The following is a 15504-nucleotide window of genomic DNA, read 5'->3' on the forward strand; positions in this document are numbered from 1 at the left end:
GCATATTACTGGTTGGGGCATGTATGTCCCGAACCCGTGCTGACCAACGATGATATATCCAAACTTGTAGACACCAACGATGAGTGGATCCGCGACCGCACCGGCATTCGCGAACGTCGCATTGCCCGCGAAAATGAATTTCCATCCACCATGGGCGTGGAAGCTGCCATCAGAGCTTTACAGGTTGCAAACCTCGCTCCAACTGAATTGGACCTGATTATCTGCACTTCATCTTCTCCAGAATATATTTTCCCTGCCACCGCTTGTATTATTCAGGATCAGATCGGCGCCACCAAGGCGGGCGCGTTTGATATTCAAGCCGCCTGCACAGGTTTTATTTTTGCAACCAACATGGGCGCGCAGGCCATTCGCAGCGGTTCGATCAAAAATGCATTAGTTGTCGGCACCGAAGTACTTTCGCGTTTTGTTAATTGGAAAGACCGCAATACCTGCATTTTGTTTGGCGATGGCGCCGGTGCATTTGTTTTGCAGGCCAGTGACGTGCCCGGCGGTGTAATGTCTGCGGTGATGCACTCAGATGGCTCCGGCGCAGACTCGCTGACCTTGCTGGGCGGCGGTTCGCGTCATCCTGCAACCGAGGCGACCATTCACGAAGGCAAGCATTTTGTTCAAATGGATGGGAAGGAAGTTTTCCGCTTTGCTACACGTGTCATGGGGCGTGCCGTATTGGAGGCGTTGGAACAGGTCAAATTGACCACCAACGATGTGCAATGGATCGTTCCACATCAGGCAACTACCGCATCATTGAAACTGCCGCAAAATATTTAAAAATGCCCCTGGATCGATTTGTGATCAATGTTGACCGTTATGGAAATACATCCACAGCTTCGATTCCAATTGCCACAGTCGAAGCGCTGCAAAAATCCCAGATCAAGCCCAAAGACAAAGTCGTGTTTGTTGGTTTCGGCGGCGGCCTCACCTGGGGCGCGATGGTCGTCGAATGGACAGGCCCGCTTCCGGTGAAGAAGTCAGTTCATCCCGAGCAATATCGTATCTTTGCACGGCTGCGCTCATTGATCCGCCGCGCCATTCGTTATATCGAAGGGCTCTTCGGAGGCAGAGAACTTTAATCACTTTTTATTCAATTGTGGTAGGATAAGATTGAAATTCACTAAAAGGAGTGTTTTATGCTAGGTTTACCGCGTGGTGCAGAATGGATCGTCATTCTCGTTATCGTCGTTCTCTTGTTTGGTCCGGGGCGTATTGGCAAAATTGCTGGGGAACTCGGGCGCAGCATTAAGAACTTCCGTGAAGGATTGGGCAATAAAGACGAGCAGACTGAAAAAGACGAAACTCAAGAAGAAATGAATTAGATAAATAAAAAAAGAAGAATGTCGCCGTTATTTTGGCGGCTTTCTTCTTTTTATTTAACAAGTTTACATAAAATTTACAGACCGCTGCTTTATTGGTAATATAATTTGAATAAAATTACATGATGAATCGATCCTTTTCCCGTCGCGATTTCCTGAAACTTGTCGGCTATACATCCACTGCTGCTGCCTTGTGGGGGTGTGCTCCGCGGTCTGCTTCGCCGACCTTTACCCCTGTCCAAGCGCCATCCAATTCAGAAGATGAATTTATTGCTGCCGCGTTAAGGCGCATCACACTCGGGCCGCTTCCCGAAGAGATTGCTCACGCAAAGCGAATCGGTTTCAAAGCCTTTGTGGAGGAGCAACTTGCGCCGCAAACATTGGATGACTCTGCGCTTGTACAGCGTCTCGAACATCTGACCGTATTGGACATGTCGGCTTCAGAACTGGTTGCGCTGGAGAAACGCTCTCGGCCAGTCACTGAATTGGTGCAGGCAACTCTGCTGCGCGCAGTGTATTCGCGCCGGCAATTATATGAACTCATGGTCAATTTCTGGTCTGACCATTTTAATATCTATGTTTTAAAGACCAAAGACCGGTTTCTTAAAGTCGTGGATGACCGCGAAGTGATCCGCCCGAATGCGCTTGGCAGTTTTCGTGAATTACTGTCTGCATCCATGCATAGTCCGGCCATGCTGATCTACCTTGATAATGCATCCAGCACAAAAGACGGCCCCACTGAAAATTATTCACGTGAATTAATGGAACTGCACACATTGGGAGTCAACGGCGGCTATTCACAAACCGATGTGGTCGAAGTTGCTCGGGCGCTCACTGGCTGGTCAGTTACCTTGCCGCGCAACGGGGGCGAAATCGGAAAATTTATTTTTCATGAACACACGCACGACAATCAAGCCAAGCAAATTCTAGGCGTGGATTTCCCTGCCGGGCAGGGCATCCAGGACGGGGAACAACTGGTGGATTTGCTTGCCAGCCATCCTTCCACAGCCGATCACATCTCTTACAAACTCGCGCGACGTTTCGTTTCAGACTCGCCGCCGCCTGCTCTTGTTTCCCGGGCATCGTCAGCATTCCAAACATCCCGTGGAGATATTACTGCCGTCCTGAGAGTTATTTTATTTTCAGATGAATTCCGCGCTTCATTGGGATTAAAACTCAAACGTCCATTTGAATACTTTGTATCCGCACTCAGACAAACCAATGCAGATGCTGCATTAAGTGGCGCTTCAAGTAAAATGCTGCGACAAATGGGACAAACCCCCTTCTTTTGGCCTTCTCCCAATGGATACCCGGATACAGCTACTGAATGGCTAAATTCAAATGACCTGATGGCACGCTGGAACTTTGCACTCGGTCTGGCCGTAAATGCATTTCCCGATACCCAAATTGACTGGGAAGAACTGGCCGGCTCCACATCCCACGCAGAGATACTTGATACATTAAGCCTGCGGTTGTTAGGTAATATTTTGGAAGAAGATATACGTCAATACATGCTTGAGCAGGCTTCAATGATCACAGGCATGGATCCTGCTTTTTCCATTGGCGCACTATTACTCGCATCCCCTTATTTTCAATATCGGTAATGAGCCCTCATGAAAAATAAATTTTCCCGCCGCGACTTCTTAAAATCAGCACTTGCCATGCCCGCCTGGATCCTTGACTCACGAACGCCGAATCAATATCGTCCGCGTTTCACTGTCCTCACGCCCAAAGGACAGGAACCACGCGCAAATATTATGGTCTGCATTTTTCTCCGTGGCGGCATGGATGGATTGAATGTTGTCATTCCGCATGGCGATGCAGATTACTATCGCTTGCGGCCATCTTTAGCCATCGCTGAACCAGACTCAGGAAAAGACACAACCGGCATTGACCTCGACGGTTTCTTTGGTTTACATCCCGCCTTGCGCCCCTTGAAAGATATCTGGGACGATAATGGGCTGGCCTTTGTTCACGCCGCCGGCTCACCCGACCCCACGCATTCCCATTTTGATGCCATGGATTACATGGAGCGTGGCACGCCCGGAGAAAAACATATTCCCACAGGCTGGCTGGCGCGGCATCTACAAGTTGCTGCAAATGAAAATGGTTCGCCCTTTCGCGCCGTAGGTTTTGGCACGCTGTTACCCTCCTCGCTTCGTGGACCAGTCCCAGCGATTGCGCTGCAGTCGATCGCCGATTTTCACTTAGGCGGAAGATATCAAGGCGGCGAAGTGGATGAATTTCAGACTGCCATTTCTGAAATGTACGCCGCCGACCCAACTCTCGGCGGCCGTGCAGATTTTACCTTTGGCGCGGTTCAATTGCTTGAGAGTGTTGTATCTGGTGAATATCAAGCCTCCAATGGAGCTAAATATCCTGAATCAGAATTTGGACAATCTCTTAAACAAGTTGCTCAATTAATAAAAGCGGAAATCGGCCTCGAAGTAGCCGCTGTAGACTTGGGCGGCTGGGACACGCATGTCGATCAGGGAAGTCTGGCGGGAAATATGCCAGGGTTGCTGGCTGACCTTTCCACCTCACTCGCCGCTTTCTATCATGATCTCGGTGACACAATGAAACGCGTTACGGTCGTCGCCATGTCTGAGTTTGGGCGCCGCGCTTCTGAAAATGGCGGGCAGGGAACCGACCACGGACACGGCAATGTGATGCTCACCATGGGCAAATCGCTCAACGGTGGAAAAGTCTATGGTCAATGGCCGGGGCTTTCCCCTGAGGCTCTTTCCGCCCCCGGTGACCTTGCCATCACAACTGATTTCCGTTCGGTGTTAAGTGAACTCGTTTCCAAACATTTGCGCAACCCCGCACTAGACCAGGTTTTTCCAGGCTTCACAGAAGCGCAGATGCTTGACCTTGCGAAAAAATATAAAAATCATCATCAGGCGGAATTTTTTTCCGGCTATGCTTTTATCTTCATCATCTGCTGGGGCCCCCCGCCCAACTGATCACACTGCACCCGTTCCTCGTGTTTTAGCGTAAATTATTTCAAATATTTCCATTCGGTAGTGGTTGGCTGCTTGCAAACACAAAGCCTTCGCAAACATAGGCCGTCGCTTTTCCATCGATCAATGCGCGGTCTTGCAATAATGCCGGCGCATCTTCAGGTGGGGGATAAGGGGAAGCGGCCACCACCACGCCCGGTCTGTATTCTGCTCGAACGACTTTGAGCAAACGCTCGAAATTTTCCTCGCCCGCTTCGCCCAACACTGCAACCTGCTTCATGTTCCCCTGCGCATTTTCCGCCGCTGACAGCCAGCGCGCAAACCCAAGCGGATAGCGCAGCGCAGAGTCGCCCATGATCGCCAGCGCCTGTTCTGCGAGATCGCGATATTTTCCATTGTCTGTGTATGCAGCCAATTTTAACAGAGCTTCGCAGGCCAGTGCATTTCCTGAAGGTGTGGCGTTATCAGAAATATCCTTCGGGCGGATTAACAATGTCTCGCCATCATGCGGTGTGTCAAAGAATCCGCCGTCGGGGTCGTTGAATTTTTCGATCATTTCATCAGTCAACTCAACCGCAGATGTGAACCACTTGTTGTTAAAGTCAGTTTGATATAACTCAAGCAGACCTAAGATCAGAGCGGCATAATCTTCGAGAAAAACGGCGTTTGTTGTTGCGCCATTGCGCCACACACGCCGCAGTTGACCATTAGGCCGCAGCGCCGTCAGTAGAAATTCCGCGCTGCGTGTAGCCACGGAGAGGTAGGTTTTGCTCTCGAAAATTCTTGCGGCTTCGGCGAAGGCTCCGAGCATGAGTCCGTTCCAGGCGGTGAGGACTTTGTCGTCGGTGCCGGGGCGAATGCGTAAGGCACGGACGGTATAAAGCCTGGAATGAGATTCTGTCAGTTTGACGGGAACAGTTTCAACGTTAAGTTTGAATCGCGCGGCGAGGGCGGAGTCATCTGCTACACGTTGGAGAACTGTCTTTCCCTCCCAGTTGCCGCCTGCGGAGATTCCGTACGCCGCTTCAAAAAAATCTGAATCTTCTTTGAGTGTTTCGCGAATTTCATCAAGCGACCAGACATAAAACTTTCCCTCTTCGCCTTCTGAATCAGCATCAAGCGAGGAAAAGAATCCGCCTTGTTCGTGAGTCATTTCGCGCATGGTGAAGCTGAGCGTTTCATCAACGATGCGTTTGAAGTGAGGTTCTTTTGTAACCTGCCACGCATGCAAATAAGCGCGGACGAGGAGGGCGTTGTCGTAAAGCATTTTTTCAAAGTGCGGCACGCGCCAGAATTTGTCGGTGCTGTAACGCGAGAAGCCGCCACCGACCACATCGTACATGCCGCCGCGTGCCATTGTTTGCAGGCAATGTTGAATGAGTTTGATGTGCTCATTTTTTCCGGTTGCGGAATCATGCTGAAGCATGAATTCGACTGCCATGGCCTGCGGAAATTTTGGCGCGTCACCCCAGCCGCCGAATCCCCAATCGTAGGAGCCGGCGATTGATTTTGCAATGGCGGCAAAATGTTCGCTTGTGAGCAGGTCGTTCTTTTCGTTTTTGTTTTGACGCAGCAGGTGACCGATGATCTGCTCACCGACTTTTTCAACTTCGCTTCTGTCGTTCTTCCACGCATTTGCAAGACCCGACAGAACATCTTTGAAGGCGGGCATGTTGTAACGGCGCACCGGCGGGAAGTATGTGCCCGCGTAAAAAGGTTTGAGATTAGGCGAAAGAAAGACAGACATCGGCCAGCCGCCGGAGCCTGTCATGGCGATCACGGCTTGCATGTAGATACCGTCAATGTCGGGGCGTTCCTCACGATCCACTTTGACGTTGATGAAGAACTCGTTCATGAATTCCGCGGTCTTTTCATCTTCAAAAGACTCATGAGCCATTACATGGCACCAATGACATGCGGCATACCCTATGCTCAGAAAGATGGGTTTATTTTCTGCTTTGGCTTTGGACAGAGCTTCTTCGCCCCAGGGATACCAGTCCACGGGGTTGTTTGCGTGTTGAAGCAAATATGGGGAGTTTTCGTTGATCAAATGATTGGACATGAGGCACCTTTAAGTATGGTTCTTGAAGTTGTTTCTAAAATTATAGTCCATGCTGTTGTAGAGTTGAGGACTGTTTGTTTTTGAAATCGGTTGTGAGGTTGGGCGATTACCATGCATTTCTTGACGTATCTTCTCTTGCTGTGTAATATAACCGAATAAAGTTCGGGTATATTGTGATAAGAAACAACCCCGATGTTTTTCATTAAAAATGTTGAATGCTTTATATCTCAAGATATAAAAGGATTTAGATGAAGAAAATTACTTCGATCGTTGTTATGCTCGTTTTTCTTTCCATCGCAGGGTACTTTATTTACGCCACCCGGCTGCCCAGTCAGGATGCGCTTACGGACGAAACCGCCTGGGTGATGGCTGTTACAAAACAAAAGAATTGGGGGTACGAAGCCAGTTTCCAAACCCAAAGCGGTGTGACCTTAACCTGCCGCGCAAAGAAAAATCCGAATGCCTGGGCAAGCCGTTGCCCGGTAATAGAACTGGAAGGGTTGGTGGGACAGCCGGTTAAGGTTTGGTATGACTCTGAAAGGCTGTATGTTATTGAGCATGAGGGTGTGGAAATACTTGGCATGGATCAACACCGGAGTGCGCAATATACCGCCTGGGGAATTGGTGTGTTGATGCTCGTCATGGCGCTTGGAGTTATGCTTATGCTCTGATCGAGAAAAGAAACGTTCTCGCCGCAGATATAAATGCGGAAATTTTCCCTTTGAGACTCTGTTTTCCCTGGGCCGCCCGTGGATAAGTGCGTATGCATGTGCCGTTGGAAGACGCGAATGCCGCCTGGGGTCAAAAACTGGCCCGTGCCGGGGACCCAAAACAGGTGTAAAGGGGAATTGGTGTTTTGTTTGTGAAAATTATACTGTATGGGGGATTAACTTCTGTTGTGGAATCACTATAATTTGAACATCTTATACCAAAGGAGAACAAAAATGAAGAAATACAGCACTTTTCTTGCCATCGTTGCTCTTGTCGTGGCTTCGCTTGCCTGTCAGACCGTGATGGGCGGCGGGGATAATGATTTTAAGTGCCCGATGGCCAAATGCGACTGCGGTTCCCGATGATAGTGGAGAAACTCACCCCCGGTTACAACTGTGACGGCGGGAACCGATGGGACGGTCAGAATATTCCCGCTGGCGGCGATTCAAATTTCCGTGGGCAGCGACCAACCGAGTCATCACGGCGATCCTAGGATGTTGCTAACTTTCAAACCAAACCGAGCATTTCAGATGATGTATTGAAAGTTCAACAGGATGAATTTTCCGCCAAGGTTACGAGGAAGATACTTCGACTGGCGATCACCTTTCTGCAAAAGCTCACGCTGGCATTTACGGAGACGCCAGCGGAAACAGGTTGTTGTCATGTTGTAGGCGCTGACTCGGGTGACGGCTCGACCTAGATTTCCGTAACGCTGCTTCAGTAATTTTGACAAGGCCAAAGGTCGCAAATTTCCTTTATGAATTTTTTTTTACGCACCCATTTTCTAACTGAATTGACAAGGTATATTTTTGTGCAGTGCGTCAATTCATCTTTATGGATTACGCGTTCCTTGATTTTTCCTGTTTCCAGCAGATGCGCTCGAAGTGTGCCGGCGAGTAATCCGCATAAAATGGGCGGCGTGACCCAGTTCGCCGTTTAACTCAACGACCAGATTGCCAATGGTGAATTCTGTCAGCTCGCTGCGCTCGTTGTAAAGCAGAACATCATCAGCCAGCGGATGCGGCGCACGCATAATTTCGTAAATTTCGCGGCGCGTGGTTTTGTGAAAGAGAAACCGGTCTCTTGAGTCTACGGGCGCATCGGCCAGGCGGACTGTGAAATTTGGCTTGTTCTCCTGGTGTGGTTTATCTTCCGCGCTTAAGGTTCCGTCACGATCAAGCAAGATACGCACCCGGCGCGCAGACTGAAATCCTGTGGCGAGTTTATTCAGATAACTTTCAAAAATATCCTGCGAAAAAACGAACCCGAAATACTCAGCCGGATCGCGGATGCGTTCGAGATGTTTCTCGCGTAGAAAATAACCGTCGGCGGGAGTCCACAACAGGGTTTCGATTAACGAAAATTCCAGCGGAGGTTCTGTCAGCACACGGGCCTTGAGCAGAGCCTCGCTGTATTCGTCTGCGCTGGTTGAATCCCAGACAATGCCGCCGCCGACTCCATATTCCAAGCTTTGCGTTTCCCTGTCAATTAATGCGGTGCGGATGGCGACATTAAATTGTGCCTTGCGATTTGGCGAAATATAGCCAATACTGCCCGTGTAAATTTTACGCGGCGTGGTTTCCAACTCCGCGATGATATTCATCGTGCTGACTTTGGGCGCGCCGGTAATCGATGCGCAGGAAATAACGCTGAAAAGATTTCATCAAGCGATGCGTGAGTCTTGGCTTGCACAGTGGATGTCATTTGAAACAGGGTGGGGTATTTCTCAATTGTGAATAACTCTGGCACCTGCACACTTCCAACTTCTGCGATGCGTCCTAAGTCATTGCGGATCATGTCCACGATCATGACATTCTCGGCGCGGTTCTTGATGGAATTGTGCAGCCATTCGGCCTGCGTTTTATCTTCACTGGTGATTTTTCCGCGCTGGGCTGTGCCTTTCATCGGGTGACTATAAATTCTGTCACCATCCAGTTTGAAAAATAATTCAGGTGATGCAGAGCAGATCACATGGCGGCCAGTGTCCATATACGCCGCGTATTTATTTTGAGTCTGCGCGAGCGTAGAGAATAAGTCCCATTCACTTCCGCTGAATTCTGATTGCAGACGCATGGTGTAGTTGACCTGATAGGTTTTTCCCAGCGCGATGTAATCTTTCACTTTTTCGATCGCGGCGTTGTAACTTTCACGCGCATCGAAACTTCGGAAGTCTGGTTGAAATCCTCCCAATTTTAATTCGTCAGAAAAGACTTCCGAAGTCTCCATGTGATTTGGTTCGGAATACAAGCCAAACCACAAAAGTGGAAAGCCCTCAGACTTCAAAACATGCAGGGCGTTGTCAAAAGCTGGCGCGGCTTCATAGCTGATAAATCCTGCCGCGTGCCAGTTATTTGTCTCGATCAGTCTTTCGATCTCGCGCAATGCTTTGCGCACATCATTAATATTTTCCGCGCTTATAATCTGATGCGGATTTGCAAAATGCAGCCACTCGTTATTGTGCTTCAATAAAACTTCGTCTTTTTGGATCAAGGCAGCCTCAAAATGAATAAATTCCTCTCAATTGTACCGCGCTGGGTTCCGGCATTTTTTCTTATGGTCGTGATTTTTTGTTTTCATCACAGTCTGGTGATGAGTTACCCAACTTCCTCGGCTGGGATTATTTTATAAAGAAATCGAGTCATGCGATTGGTTATGGTCTGCTGGCGCTGTCGTTTTTGCATTTTTTCCAATATGATAAAAAACGTTATTGGCTCGCATGGTTGATGGCAGTCGCTTATTCTACAACGGATGAGTTTCACCAATCATTTGTCGCGGGGCGCAGTGCCTCGGTCTATGATGTAGTCGTATTCGATAACCTGGGCGCGCTTATTCTGCTGTGGTTACATTTTAATTTTTGGAGAAAAGATGAAAAAGAAAATAACCAGACGTGACTTTTTAAAAGCTGCATCCATTGGGACTGCTTCCGCGATTGCATTATCCTGTGGATTAATTGAAACCCCGCATCTTTCACCGACCGAGGAGCCTGATACCATGCCAACAAACATTCCCCAATCTGATACAGGTCCGCGCGAAGCGGATGTCATTATCCTTGGCGCGGGAATCTCCAGCCTTGCCGCCGCCCGCACACTGGTTGACAGCGGACTGAGCGTGATCGTCCTCGAAGCACGTGATCGCATCGGTGGCCGCATGTGGACAAATTCCTCGCTTGGTTTGCCGCTCGACTTGGGCGCATCATGGATCCACGGTGTGAAGGGTAATCCCATTACTGATCTGGCGAAGGAGTTCGGCGCTGAAACCGTTGTCACCGATTATGAAAATGGTGTGCTATACGATCTTGATGGGCATGAAATGTCTGATGATGAATATACGGATATTGAGCAGATGTTTGAGACGATTTATGCTGAAGTTGAAGTGATGCAGGAGGATACAGATAATGACATGTCTTTGCAGCAGGCCTTTGACAAGGTTGTATCCCGCTGGAGTCTTTCTAATGAAGAATTGCATCAATTGAGTTTTTACATTCAACAGGAAACCGCTCTCGAATACGGCGCGGACCCTGATGATCTCTCACTGTGGGAGTGGGATCAGGATGAAATCTTTGGCGGTAAGGACGTTGTCTTTCCACGTGGATACAACCAGATCACAGACGGACTTGCGAAAGGCTTGGATATCCGCTTGAATGTAAAAGTGACCGGCGTCTCCTATGGCGCAGACGGTGTGGATGTGGAAACTTCGTCAGGGTTGTTTAGCGGGGATCAGGCTGTCGTTACACTTCCGCTTGGGGTGTTGAAGCAGGCCACAGTTAAGTTTGATCCGCCGCTGCCTGAGTCGAAACAGTCTGCCATTGATCGTCTGAATATGGGCGTGCTTAATAAAGTCTATTTGAAATTCCCCGCAGTGTTTTGGGATGAAGAGATCGAGATGATCGGGTATCTTGGCGAGGAGATTGGTGAGTGGTGCGACTGGCTGAATTTCACGCCATATACAGGCCAGCCTGTTCTGATGGCTTTTCATGGCGGCTCAAAAGGGTTTGCGCTTGAAGAACTTTCTGATGATGAGATCATCACCGGCGCGATGAAGACCGCCCTTCTCCAGCGGAAAGATTATGACCTGCTCGCAGAACCCGTGGACGATGTTTTATATTTTGCCGGTGAAGCCACTTCACGGAAATATCCCGCCACGGTACACGGCGCTTATTTATCAGGTATCGCCGCCGCCGAAGAAATGATGTGATAAAAAACGCGGATGTAACGTAATCGTTACATCCGCGTTGCCTTTTACTTCTCACTTATTACTTTTCACTTCTCACTTATTACTAACCTTACTCAAACTCAATTTCGATCTCTTCGTCATCTTTCCAATCGCCCATTTTCTCAAACTCAATTTCTCCGAACAATTCATTTTGAACTGCCGAGATATGATAGCGCTTGATCAACTCAAGCATGGCCAAAAACGTGACCACAATTTCAATGCGCGTGGATTTATCGGTGATCAGTCCGCTGAATGACATGCGCTGAATGTGCTTCATCGTTTTGGTGATGAAATCGATCTTCTCGCGGATGGTGATTCGCGGCGCGGAAATAATCGTGCCGAGCGCTTCTTTTTTCTTGCCTTTTGAGAAAGCAGATTCAGCGGCAGCGAGTAACCCTTCAAGTGTCAGGTTCGAGAGATCAAGTTTCGCTTCCACTTTTGGTGGCGGAGCAACGCGCAGATAGGTGCGTAAATTATTTTCCTGTCGTTCCACCAGCCATCCGGCAATTTGTTTGTAGCGTTTATACAGGATCAACAATTCAACCAGCTCAACGCCAGGGTCTTCTTCGCCCGGTTCACGCTCGATCGGGCGCGGTAATAATGCTTCTGATTTGATCTGCACCAGTTTGGCCGCGATCACCAGAAACGACGAAATTTCATCGGGCTTCATTTGTTCAAGCCCGTGCAAATATGATAAATATTGATCCGTTACAGTCGCAAGCGAAATGGCGGTGATATTTAATTCAGAGCGTTCGATCAGGCTTAGCAAAAGGTCAAGCGGACCTTCGTAAACAGAGGTCTGCACCTTGTAGCCGGTGATTTGATGTCCTAACATGTTTTCCATAGCGCGCGAATTATACCCAGTGTATAATCCTGCCCATGTCAAAACTTACTCATCTTGATGAACAGGGCCGCGCTCACATGGTGGATGTCGGCGCGAAGCCGGATACCGAGAGAACTGCTGTGGCACGCGGTGAAATCCACATGAAGCAGGAAACTTTTGAACTGATCCGCGACGGTCAGATCAAAAAAGGGGATGTCTTGACTGTGGCACAGATCGCCGGAATCAGCGCATCAAAACGGACCTCGGAGCTGATTCCGTTATGTCATCCGCTCTTCCTTTCAAAAGTGGATGTAGACCTCGTGCTCGACGAATCTCTTCCGGGTGTTGTCATTACCGCCACTGCAAAAGTGACCGGCAAAACCGGCGTCGAAATGGAAGCGCTGACCGCAGTCTCTGTCGCTGCGCTGACGGTGTACGATATGGCAAAAGCCGCCGAGAAGACCATGCGCATTCAGAACATTCGTCTGCTTGAAAAGCATGGCGGGCAATCGGGTGATGTGGTGAATGAATAAGAATTCTGTCAAAGGTCAAAAGTCCAAATCTTGCTGTCGACTTTGACTTATTGACAAAAGGACTTTAAATGAATCGTATAAAACTTTTATTTTTTGCTACCATTCGTGACCGGGCAGGAGTGAAAACTCTTGATCTTGATATTCCCATGGATCTGACCATTCAAGGCCTTAAAGATAAATTGGCGGCGGATTATCCGAACTTGAAAGAATCCATGAAATCTGTGTTGATCACCATCAATCGTGAGTATGCATTTGATGAAGCTGTTGTGCCGCAAAATGCTGAGATCGGCATGTTCCCGCCTGTATCTGGCGGATAAAATATTTACGGACTTGAAGATATGTCATCTTTCCCAACTGTTTACTCCATTACCGAATCTGAAATTGATTTAAATGATTTGCTGGCTCAGGTTACGTTAACATCCACGGGCGCGGCGGCCATCTTTACAGGTATGGTGCGCGGTGAGACCAAACGCGGCGATGCGCACGATACAGAATACCTTGAATACGAGGCATACGTCCCGATGGCTGAGGCGAAGATGAAACAGGTCGCAGATGAGATCCGCGAACGCTGGCCTGTCATCGAAGGCATTGCAATTGTTCAGCGCATTGGGAAGTTGTATCCCAAAAACGCCAACGGTGTTGATCGCCTGTACGGCGGCACATCGTGATACGGGTGTGTTTGATGCGGCGCGTTATGGCATAGACCGTTTGAAAGAGATCGTGCCTGTCTGGAAAAAAGAGATTGGTCTCGGCGGGGCGGAGTGGGTGGAGGGAGAGTACATTCCCAAGCCGGGGAGTAGGGATGTATCTGCAAACAGAGCGGTTAACCCTGCGTAATTTTATAGATCAAGATCTTGAGACATTCTTTGCGTATCGGAATGATCCAGTTGTTGCAAAATATCAAGGCTGGGGAATTCCGTATCCGCGCGAGAAGGCAGAGGCTTTTGTTATTTCCGATGAAGGAAAGCAAAATCCCCTAAACAGGGCGGCTGGATCCAGTTTGCGGTGGCGCCTAAATCCACGGATGAGTTGATCGGCGATCTGGGTTGTTATGTAAAAAAAGACGATCTTCGACAGGCCAAAATCGGGTTTACGCTTGCCGCCAAATATTGGCGCAAAGGATATATTACCGAGACAATTCCAAGTTTGTTGGAATATCTTTTTGATGATCTGGATATGCATCGTGTCGCGGCAGATTGTGATGTGGAGAATGTCGCTTCCTATCAGGCGCTGGAAAAACTCGGATTTCGAAGAGAAGCCCATTTTCTGGAAAGTTATTTGATCAATGGCGTTTATTACAGTGAATATCATTACGGCTTATTGCAGCGGGAGTGGCGGGAAAATCTAAGGGAGATAATGCCTATTTTGGGTGAGCAGGTTTGAGGGCGCTTGATGCGCTGTTAGTCAGGCGTCACGTTTTTTGTGTTTTGGGGTTTTACAGATTGCCGCAAAATACCATCAAGTCTTCACTTAATTGCTTGCGAATTTGCGCATAACTTATAAATTTAAAAATCATCATCGGAGGCGAAATGCAGGAGCGTATCGTAATTACAGGAATGGGGAACAGTTAATCCTCTTGGTTTGAATGTGCAGGAGACGTGGGTGAATTTGGTATCTGGGGTATCGGGCGTTGGGCCGATCACGCTCTTTGATTCATCTCCTTTGCAGGTGCATATTGCCGCCGAAGTAAAAGGGTTTAAACCCGAAAACTTTATGGACGCAAAAGAAGCCCGTCGGCGTGATCGCTTTGAGCAATTCACAGTGGCGGCGGCGCGTGAGGCTTTGCTCAGCTCCGGTCTTGAGATCACAGATTCAAATGCCGGCCGTGTCGGTGTTATTATTTCTTCCGCGATCGGTGGGCTACATTCCTTGCAGGAAGCTATTTTGATGAATCATACGGAAGGTCCGCGCAAGGTCAGTCCGTTTTTGATCCCGATGTTGATGGCAAATGGCGGTGCAGGGATGACCGCGATTGAGTTTGGAATCAAAGGCCCTTGTTTTTCTGTAGCCTCTGCCTGTGCCTCCGGCTCTGATGGCATTGGTACGGCATTGATGATGTTACGCACAGGTATGATCGATGCTGCGCTGGCGGGTGCTTCGGAAGCCACCATCACATCCACGGGTGTGGCTGCGTTTGACCGCGTGGGGGCGATGTCTCGCAATAACAATGATTATTCAATGACCCCGCAGCCTTTCGATAAAAATCGTGATGGATTGGTGATGGGTGAAGGCGCTGCGGTGCTGGTACTTGAGCGGGAGTCGGATGCGAAGGCGCGCGGTGCAAACATCCTTGCTGAATTGGCGGGCTATGGCGCAACAGCCGATGCTTATCATGTGACTGCTCCGCACGAACATGGAGCGGGCGGTGCCTCTGCCATTCGCATGGCGCTGGCTTCTGCCAAAGCCAATGCGCAGGATGTAGGCTATATTAATGCGCACGGCACGGGGACTCTTCTAAACGATCAAGCCGAAACGCGCGCCGTAAAATCTGCCTTTGGTGATCTGGCCTACAAAACCCCGATCTCATCCACCAAATCCATGACAGGGCACATGATGGGCGCAACCGGCGCGCTGGAGGCGATCTTCTGCGTGCAGGCTATTCGGGAAGGTATTTTGCCGCCCACGATCCACTATGAAACGCCTGACCCTGAATGTGACCTTGATTACATTCCCAACAAGTCGCGTGAGGCTAAAATCTCGCTCGCGATCAGTAATGCGTTTGGTTTTGGCGGACACAATGCTGTTTTGGCGGTCAGAAAATACGCGTAAAATTGGCGACTCAAAAACCAAAATAGTCTTGTGATATCAGAAAATGCGTGCTATACTTCGCAGTCGCATTTCAGAAATCTAAACAAATATAAAACGTAAG

The 15504-nt window shown here is 49.0% G+C and carries 19 protein-coding genes and 2 pseudogenes; 16 read left to right on the forward strand and 5 right to left on the reverse strand.

Translation table 11 applies throughout. The features are described 5' to 3' along the window. The first annotated feature begins 12 nt into the window (after window positions 1–12). The 5 genes from IPL71_RS10020 (at window position 13) to IPL71_RS10040 (ending at window position 4297) form a co-directional block, all read left to right on the forward strand. Window positions 13–789: a beta-ketoacyl-ACP synthase III gene (locus IPL71_RS10020; protein WP_345321209.1), complete on the forward strand. Its 777-nt coding sequence runs from the start codon at window positions 13–15 to the stop codon at window positions 787–789. A gap of 2 nt (window positions 790–791) precedes the next feature. Next, a complete protein-coding gene (locus tag IPL71_RS10025) occupies window positions 792–1091 on the forward strand; it encodes a 3-oxoacyl-[acyl-carrier-protein] synthase III C-terminal domain-containing protein (protein WP_345321211.1) in 300 nt (99 codons plus the stop codon). Between the two features lie 57 nt (window positions 1092–1148). After that, window positions 1149–1334 (forward strand): twin-arginine translocase TatA/TatE family subunit, encoded by a 186-nt coding sequence (gene tatA, locus IPL71_RS10030; RefSeq protein WP_345321212.1) that lies wholly within the window; start codon window positions 1149–1151, stop codon window positions 1332–1334. A gap of 119 nt (window positions 1335–1453) precedes the next feature. Beyond that, window positions 1454–2935, forward strand: coding sequence for a DUF1800 domain-containing protein (locus IPL71_RS10035; RefSeq protein ID WP_345321213.1), 1482 nt, complete (start codon window positions 1454–1456; stop codon window positions 2933–2935). A 9-nt stretch (window positions 2936–2944) separates the two neighbouring features. Continuing rightward, window positions 2945–4297, forward strand: coding sequence for a DUF1501 domain-containing protein (locus IPL71_RS10040; protein ID WP_345321215.1), 1353 nt, complete (start codon window positions 2945–2947; stop codon window positions 4295–4297). A gap of 40 nt (window positions 4298–4337) precedes the next feature. On the opposite strand, the gene IPL71_RS10045 is transcribed toward IPL71_RS10040, so the two are convergent. Continuing rightward, window positions 4338–6356 carry a thioredoxin domain-containing protein gene (locus tag IPL71_RS10045; RefSeq protein WP_345321217.1) on the reverse strand — a complete coding sequence of 673 codons (2019 nt, stop codon included), beginning with the start codon at window positions 6354–6356 and terminating at the stop codon, window positions 4338–4340. A 248-nt stretch (window positions 6357–6604) separates the two neighbouring features. On the opposite strand from IPL71_RS10045, the gene IPL71_RS10050 reads away from it, so the two are divergent. Further along, window positions 6605–7027, forward strand: coding sequence for a hypothetical protein (locus tag IPL71_RS10050; protein WP_345321219.1), 423 nt, complete (start codon window positions 6605–6607; stop codon window positions 7025–7027). A 273-nt stretch (window positions 7028–7300) separates the two neighbouring features. Beyond that, window positions 7301–7432, forward strand: coding sequence for a hypothetical protein (locus IPL71_RS10055; protein WP_345321221.1), 132 nt, complete (start codon window positions 7301–7303; stop codon window positions 7430–7432). A gap of 352 nt (window positions 7433–7784) precedes the next feature. Here the strand turns inward: IPL71_RS10055 and IPL71_RS10060 are convergent, their stop codons facing one another. The 3 genes and pseudogenes from IPL71_RS10060 to pabB form a co-directional block, all read right to left on the reverse strand. After that, a complete protein-coding gene (locus IPL71_RS10060) occupies window positions 7785–7979 on the reverse strand; it encodes an aminotransferase class IV (RefSeq protein ID WP_345321523.1) in 195 nt (64 codons plus the stop codon). After that, window positions 7900–8454 (reverse strand): aminotransferase class IV, encoded by a 555-nt coding sequence (locus tag IPL71_RS10065; protein ID WP_514130765.1) that lies wholly within the window; start codon window positions 8452–8454, stop codon window positions 7900–7902. Before IPL71_RS10065 ends, IPL71_RS10060 begins: the two co-directional genes overlap by 80 nt. Before the next feature lie 51 nt (window positions 8455–8505). Further along, a pseudogene (gene pabB / locus IPL71_RS10070) lies at window positions 8506–9461 on the reverse strand (aminodeoxychorismate synthase component I); the annotation flags it as partial. Window positions 9462–9634: 173 nt separating this feature from the next. Between pabB and IPL71_RS10075 the strand changes: the two are divergent. After that, window positions 9635–9958 carry a VanZ family protein gene (locus tag IPL71_RS10075; RefSeq protein ID WP_345321227.1) on the forward strand — a complete coding sequence of 108 codons (324 nt, stop codon included), beginning with the start codon at window positions 9635–9637 and terminating at the stop codon, window positions 9956–9958. Continuing rightward, window positions 9933–11261, forward strand: coding sequence for an FAD-dependent oxidoreductase (locus IPL71_RS10080; protein ID WP_345321229.1), 1329 nt, complete (start codon window positions 9933–9935; stop codon window positions 11259–11261). Before IPL71_RS10075 ends, IPL71_RS10080 begins: the two co-directional genes overlap by 26 nt. Window positions 11262–11349: 88 nt before the next feature. Here the strand turns inward: IPL71_RS10080 and IPL71_RS10085 are convergent, their stop codons facing one another. Beyond that, entirely contained in the window at window positions 11350–12114 is a 765-nt protein-coding gene (locus tag IPL71_RS10085; RefSeq protein ID WP_345321231.1) for a segregation and condensation protein A, read from the reverse strand. A gap of 44 nt (window positions 12115–12158) precedes the next feature. Between IPL71_RS10085 and moaC the strand changes: the two genes are divergently transcribed. The 7 genes and pseudogenes from moaC (at window position 12159) to fabF (ending at window position 15404) form a co-directional block, all read left to right on the forward strand. Beyond that, entirely contained in the window at window positions 12159–12635 is a 477-nt protein-coding gene (gene moaC, locus IPL71_RS10090) for a cyclic pyranopterin monophosphate synthase MoaC (protein WP_345321233.1), read from the forward strand. Between the two features lie 68 nt (window positions 12636–12703). Next, on the forward strand, window positions 12704–12952 hold the full coding sequence (locus IPL71_RS10095) for a MoaD/ThiS family protein (RefSeq protein ID WP_345321235.1): 249 nt from the start codon (window positions 12704–12706) through the stop codon (window positions 12950–12952). A 21-nt stretch (window positions 12953–12973) separates the two neighbouring features. Then, a complete protein-coding gene (locus tag IPL71_RS10100; protein WP_345321237.1) occupies window positions 12974–13303 on the forward strand; it encodes a molybdenum cofactor biosynthesis protein MoaE in 330 nt (109 codons plus the stop codon). Further along, on the forward strand, window positions 13188–13472 hold the full coding sequence (locus tag IPL71_RS10105; protein WP_345321239.1) for a molybdenum cofactor biosynthesis protein MoaE: 285 nt from the start codon (window positions 13188–13190) through the stop codon (window positions 13470–13472). Before IPL71_RS10100 ends, IPL71_RS10105 begins: the two co-directional genes overlap by 116 nt. Further along, window positions 13438–13668 carry a GNAT family N-acetyltransferase gene (locus IPL71_RS25885; RefSeq protein ID WP_514130763.1) on the forward strand — a complete coding sequence of 77 codons (231 nt, stop codon included), beginning with the start codon at window positions 13438–13440 and terminating at the stop codon, window positions 13666–13668. Before IPL71_RS10105 ends, IPL71_RS25885 begins: the two co-directional genes overlap by 35 nt. After that, window positions 13623–14018 (forward strand): annotated as a pseudogene (locus tag IPL71_RS10110) (GNAT family N-acetyltransferase); the annotation flags it as partial. The gene IPL71_RS25885 and the pseudogene IPL71_RS10110, both read left to right, overlap by 46 nt. A 219-nt stretch (window positions 14019–14237) precedes the next feature. After that, a complete protein-coding gene (gene fabF, locus IPL71_RS10115) occupies window positions 14238–15404 on the forward strand; it encodes a beta-ketoacyl-ACP synthase II (protein ID WP_345321240.1) in 1167 nt (388 codons plus the stop codon). The last annotated feature ends 100 nt before the right edge of the window (window positions 15405–15504 follow it).

Origin of the sequence: Candidatus Villigracilis proximus, from assembly GCF_016717045.1 — a bacterium.
GTDB classification, from domain to species: domain Bacteria; phylum Chloroflexota; class Anaerolineae; order Anaerolineales; family Villigracilaceae; genus Villigracilis; species Villigracilis proximus.

Bases quoted from the DNA above. Each gene is read 5' to 3' on its own strand.
- IPL71_RS25885 (WP_514130763.1), top strand. From the start codon at position 13,438: ATGTATCTGCAAACAGAGCGGTTAACCCTGCGTAATTTTATAGATCAA.
- IPL71_RS10055 (WP_345321221.1), top strand. From the start codon at position 7,301: ATGAAGAAATACAGCACTTTTCTTGCCATCGTTGCTCTTGTCGTGGCT.
- IPL71_RS10095 (WP_345321235.1), top strand. From the start codon at position 12,704: ATGAATCGTATAAAACTTTTATTTTTTGCTACCATTCGTGACCGGGCA.
- IPL71_RS10105 (WP_345321239.1), top strand. From the start codon at position 13,188: ATGAGATCCGCGAACGCTGGCCTGTCATCGAAGGCATTGCAATTGTTC.
- tatA (WP_345321212.1), top strand. From the start codon at position 1,149: ATGCTAGGTTTACCGCGTGGTGCAGAATGGATCGTCATTCTCGTTATC.
- IPL71_RS10035 (WP_345321213.1), top strand. From the start codon at position 1,454: ATGATGAATCGATCCTTTTCCCGTCGCGATTTCCTGAAACTTGTCGGC.
- IPL71_RS10045 (WP_345321217.1), bottom strand. From the start codon at position 6,356: ATGTCCAATCATTTGATCAACGAAAACTCCCCATATTTGCTTCAACAC.
- IPL71_RS10080 (WP_345321229.1), top strand. From the start codon at position 9,933: ATGAAAAAGAAAATAACCAGACGTGACTTTTTAAAAGCTGCATCCATT.
- IPL71_RS10050 (WP_345321219.1), top strand. From the start codon at position 6,605: ATGAAGAAAATTACTTCGATCGTTGTTATGCTCGTTTTTCTTTCCATC.
- moaC (WP_345321233.1), top strand. From the start codon at position 12,159: ATGTCAAAACTTACTCATCTTGATGAACAGGGCCGCGCTCACATGGTG.
- IPL71_RS10025 (WP_345321211.1), top strand. From the start codon at position 792: ATGCCCCTGGATCGATTTGTGATCAATGTTGACCGTTATGGAAATACA.
- IPL71_RS10100 (WP_345321237.1), top strand. From the start codon at position 12,974: ATGTCATCTTTCCCAACTGTTTACTCCATTACCGAATCTGAAATTGAT.
- IPL71_RS10040 (WP_345321215.1), top strand. From the start codon at position 2,945: ATGAAAAATAAATTTTCCCGCCGCGACTTCTTAAAATCAGCACTTGCC.
- IPL71_RS10085 (WP_345321231.1), bottom strand. From the start codon at position 12,114: ATGTTAGGACATCAAATCACCGGCTACAAGGTGCAGACCTCTGTTTAC.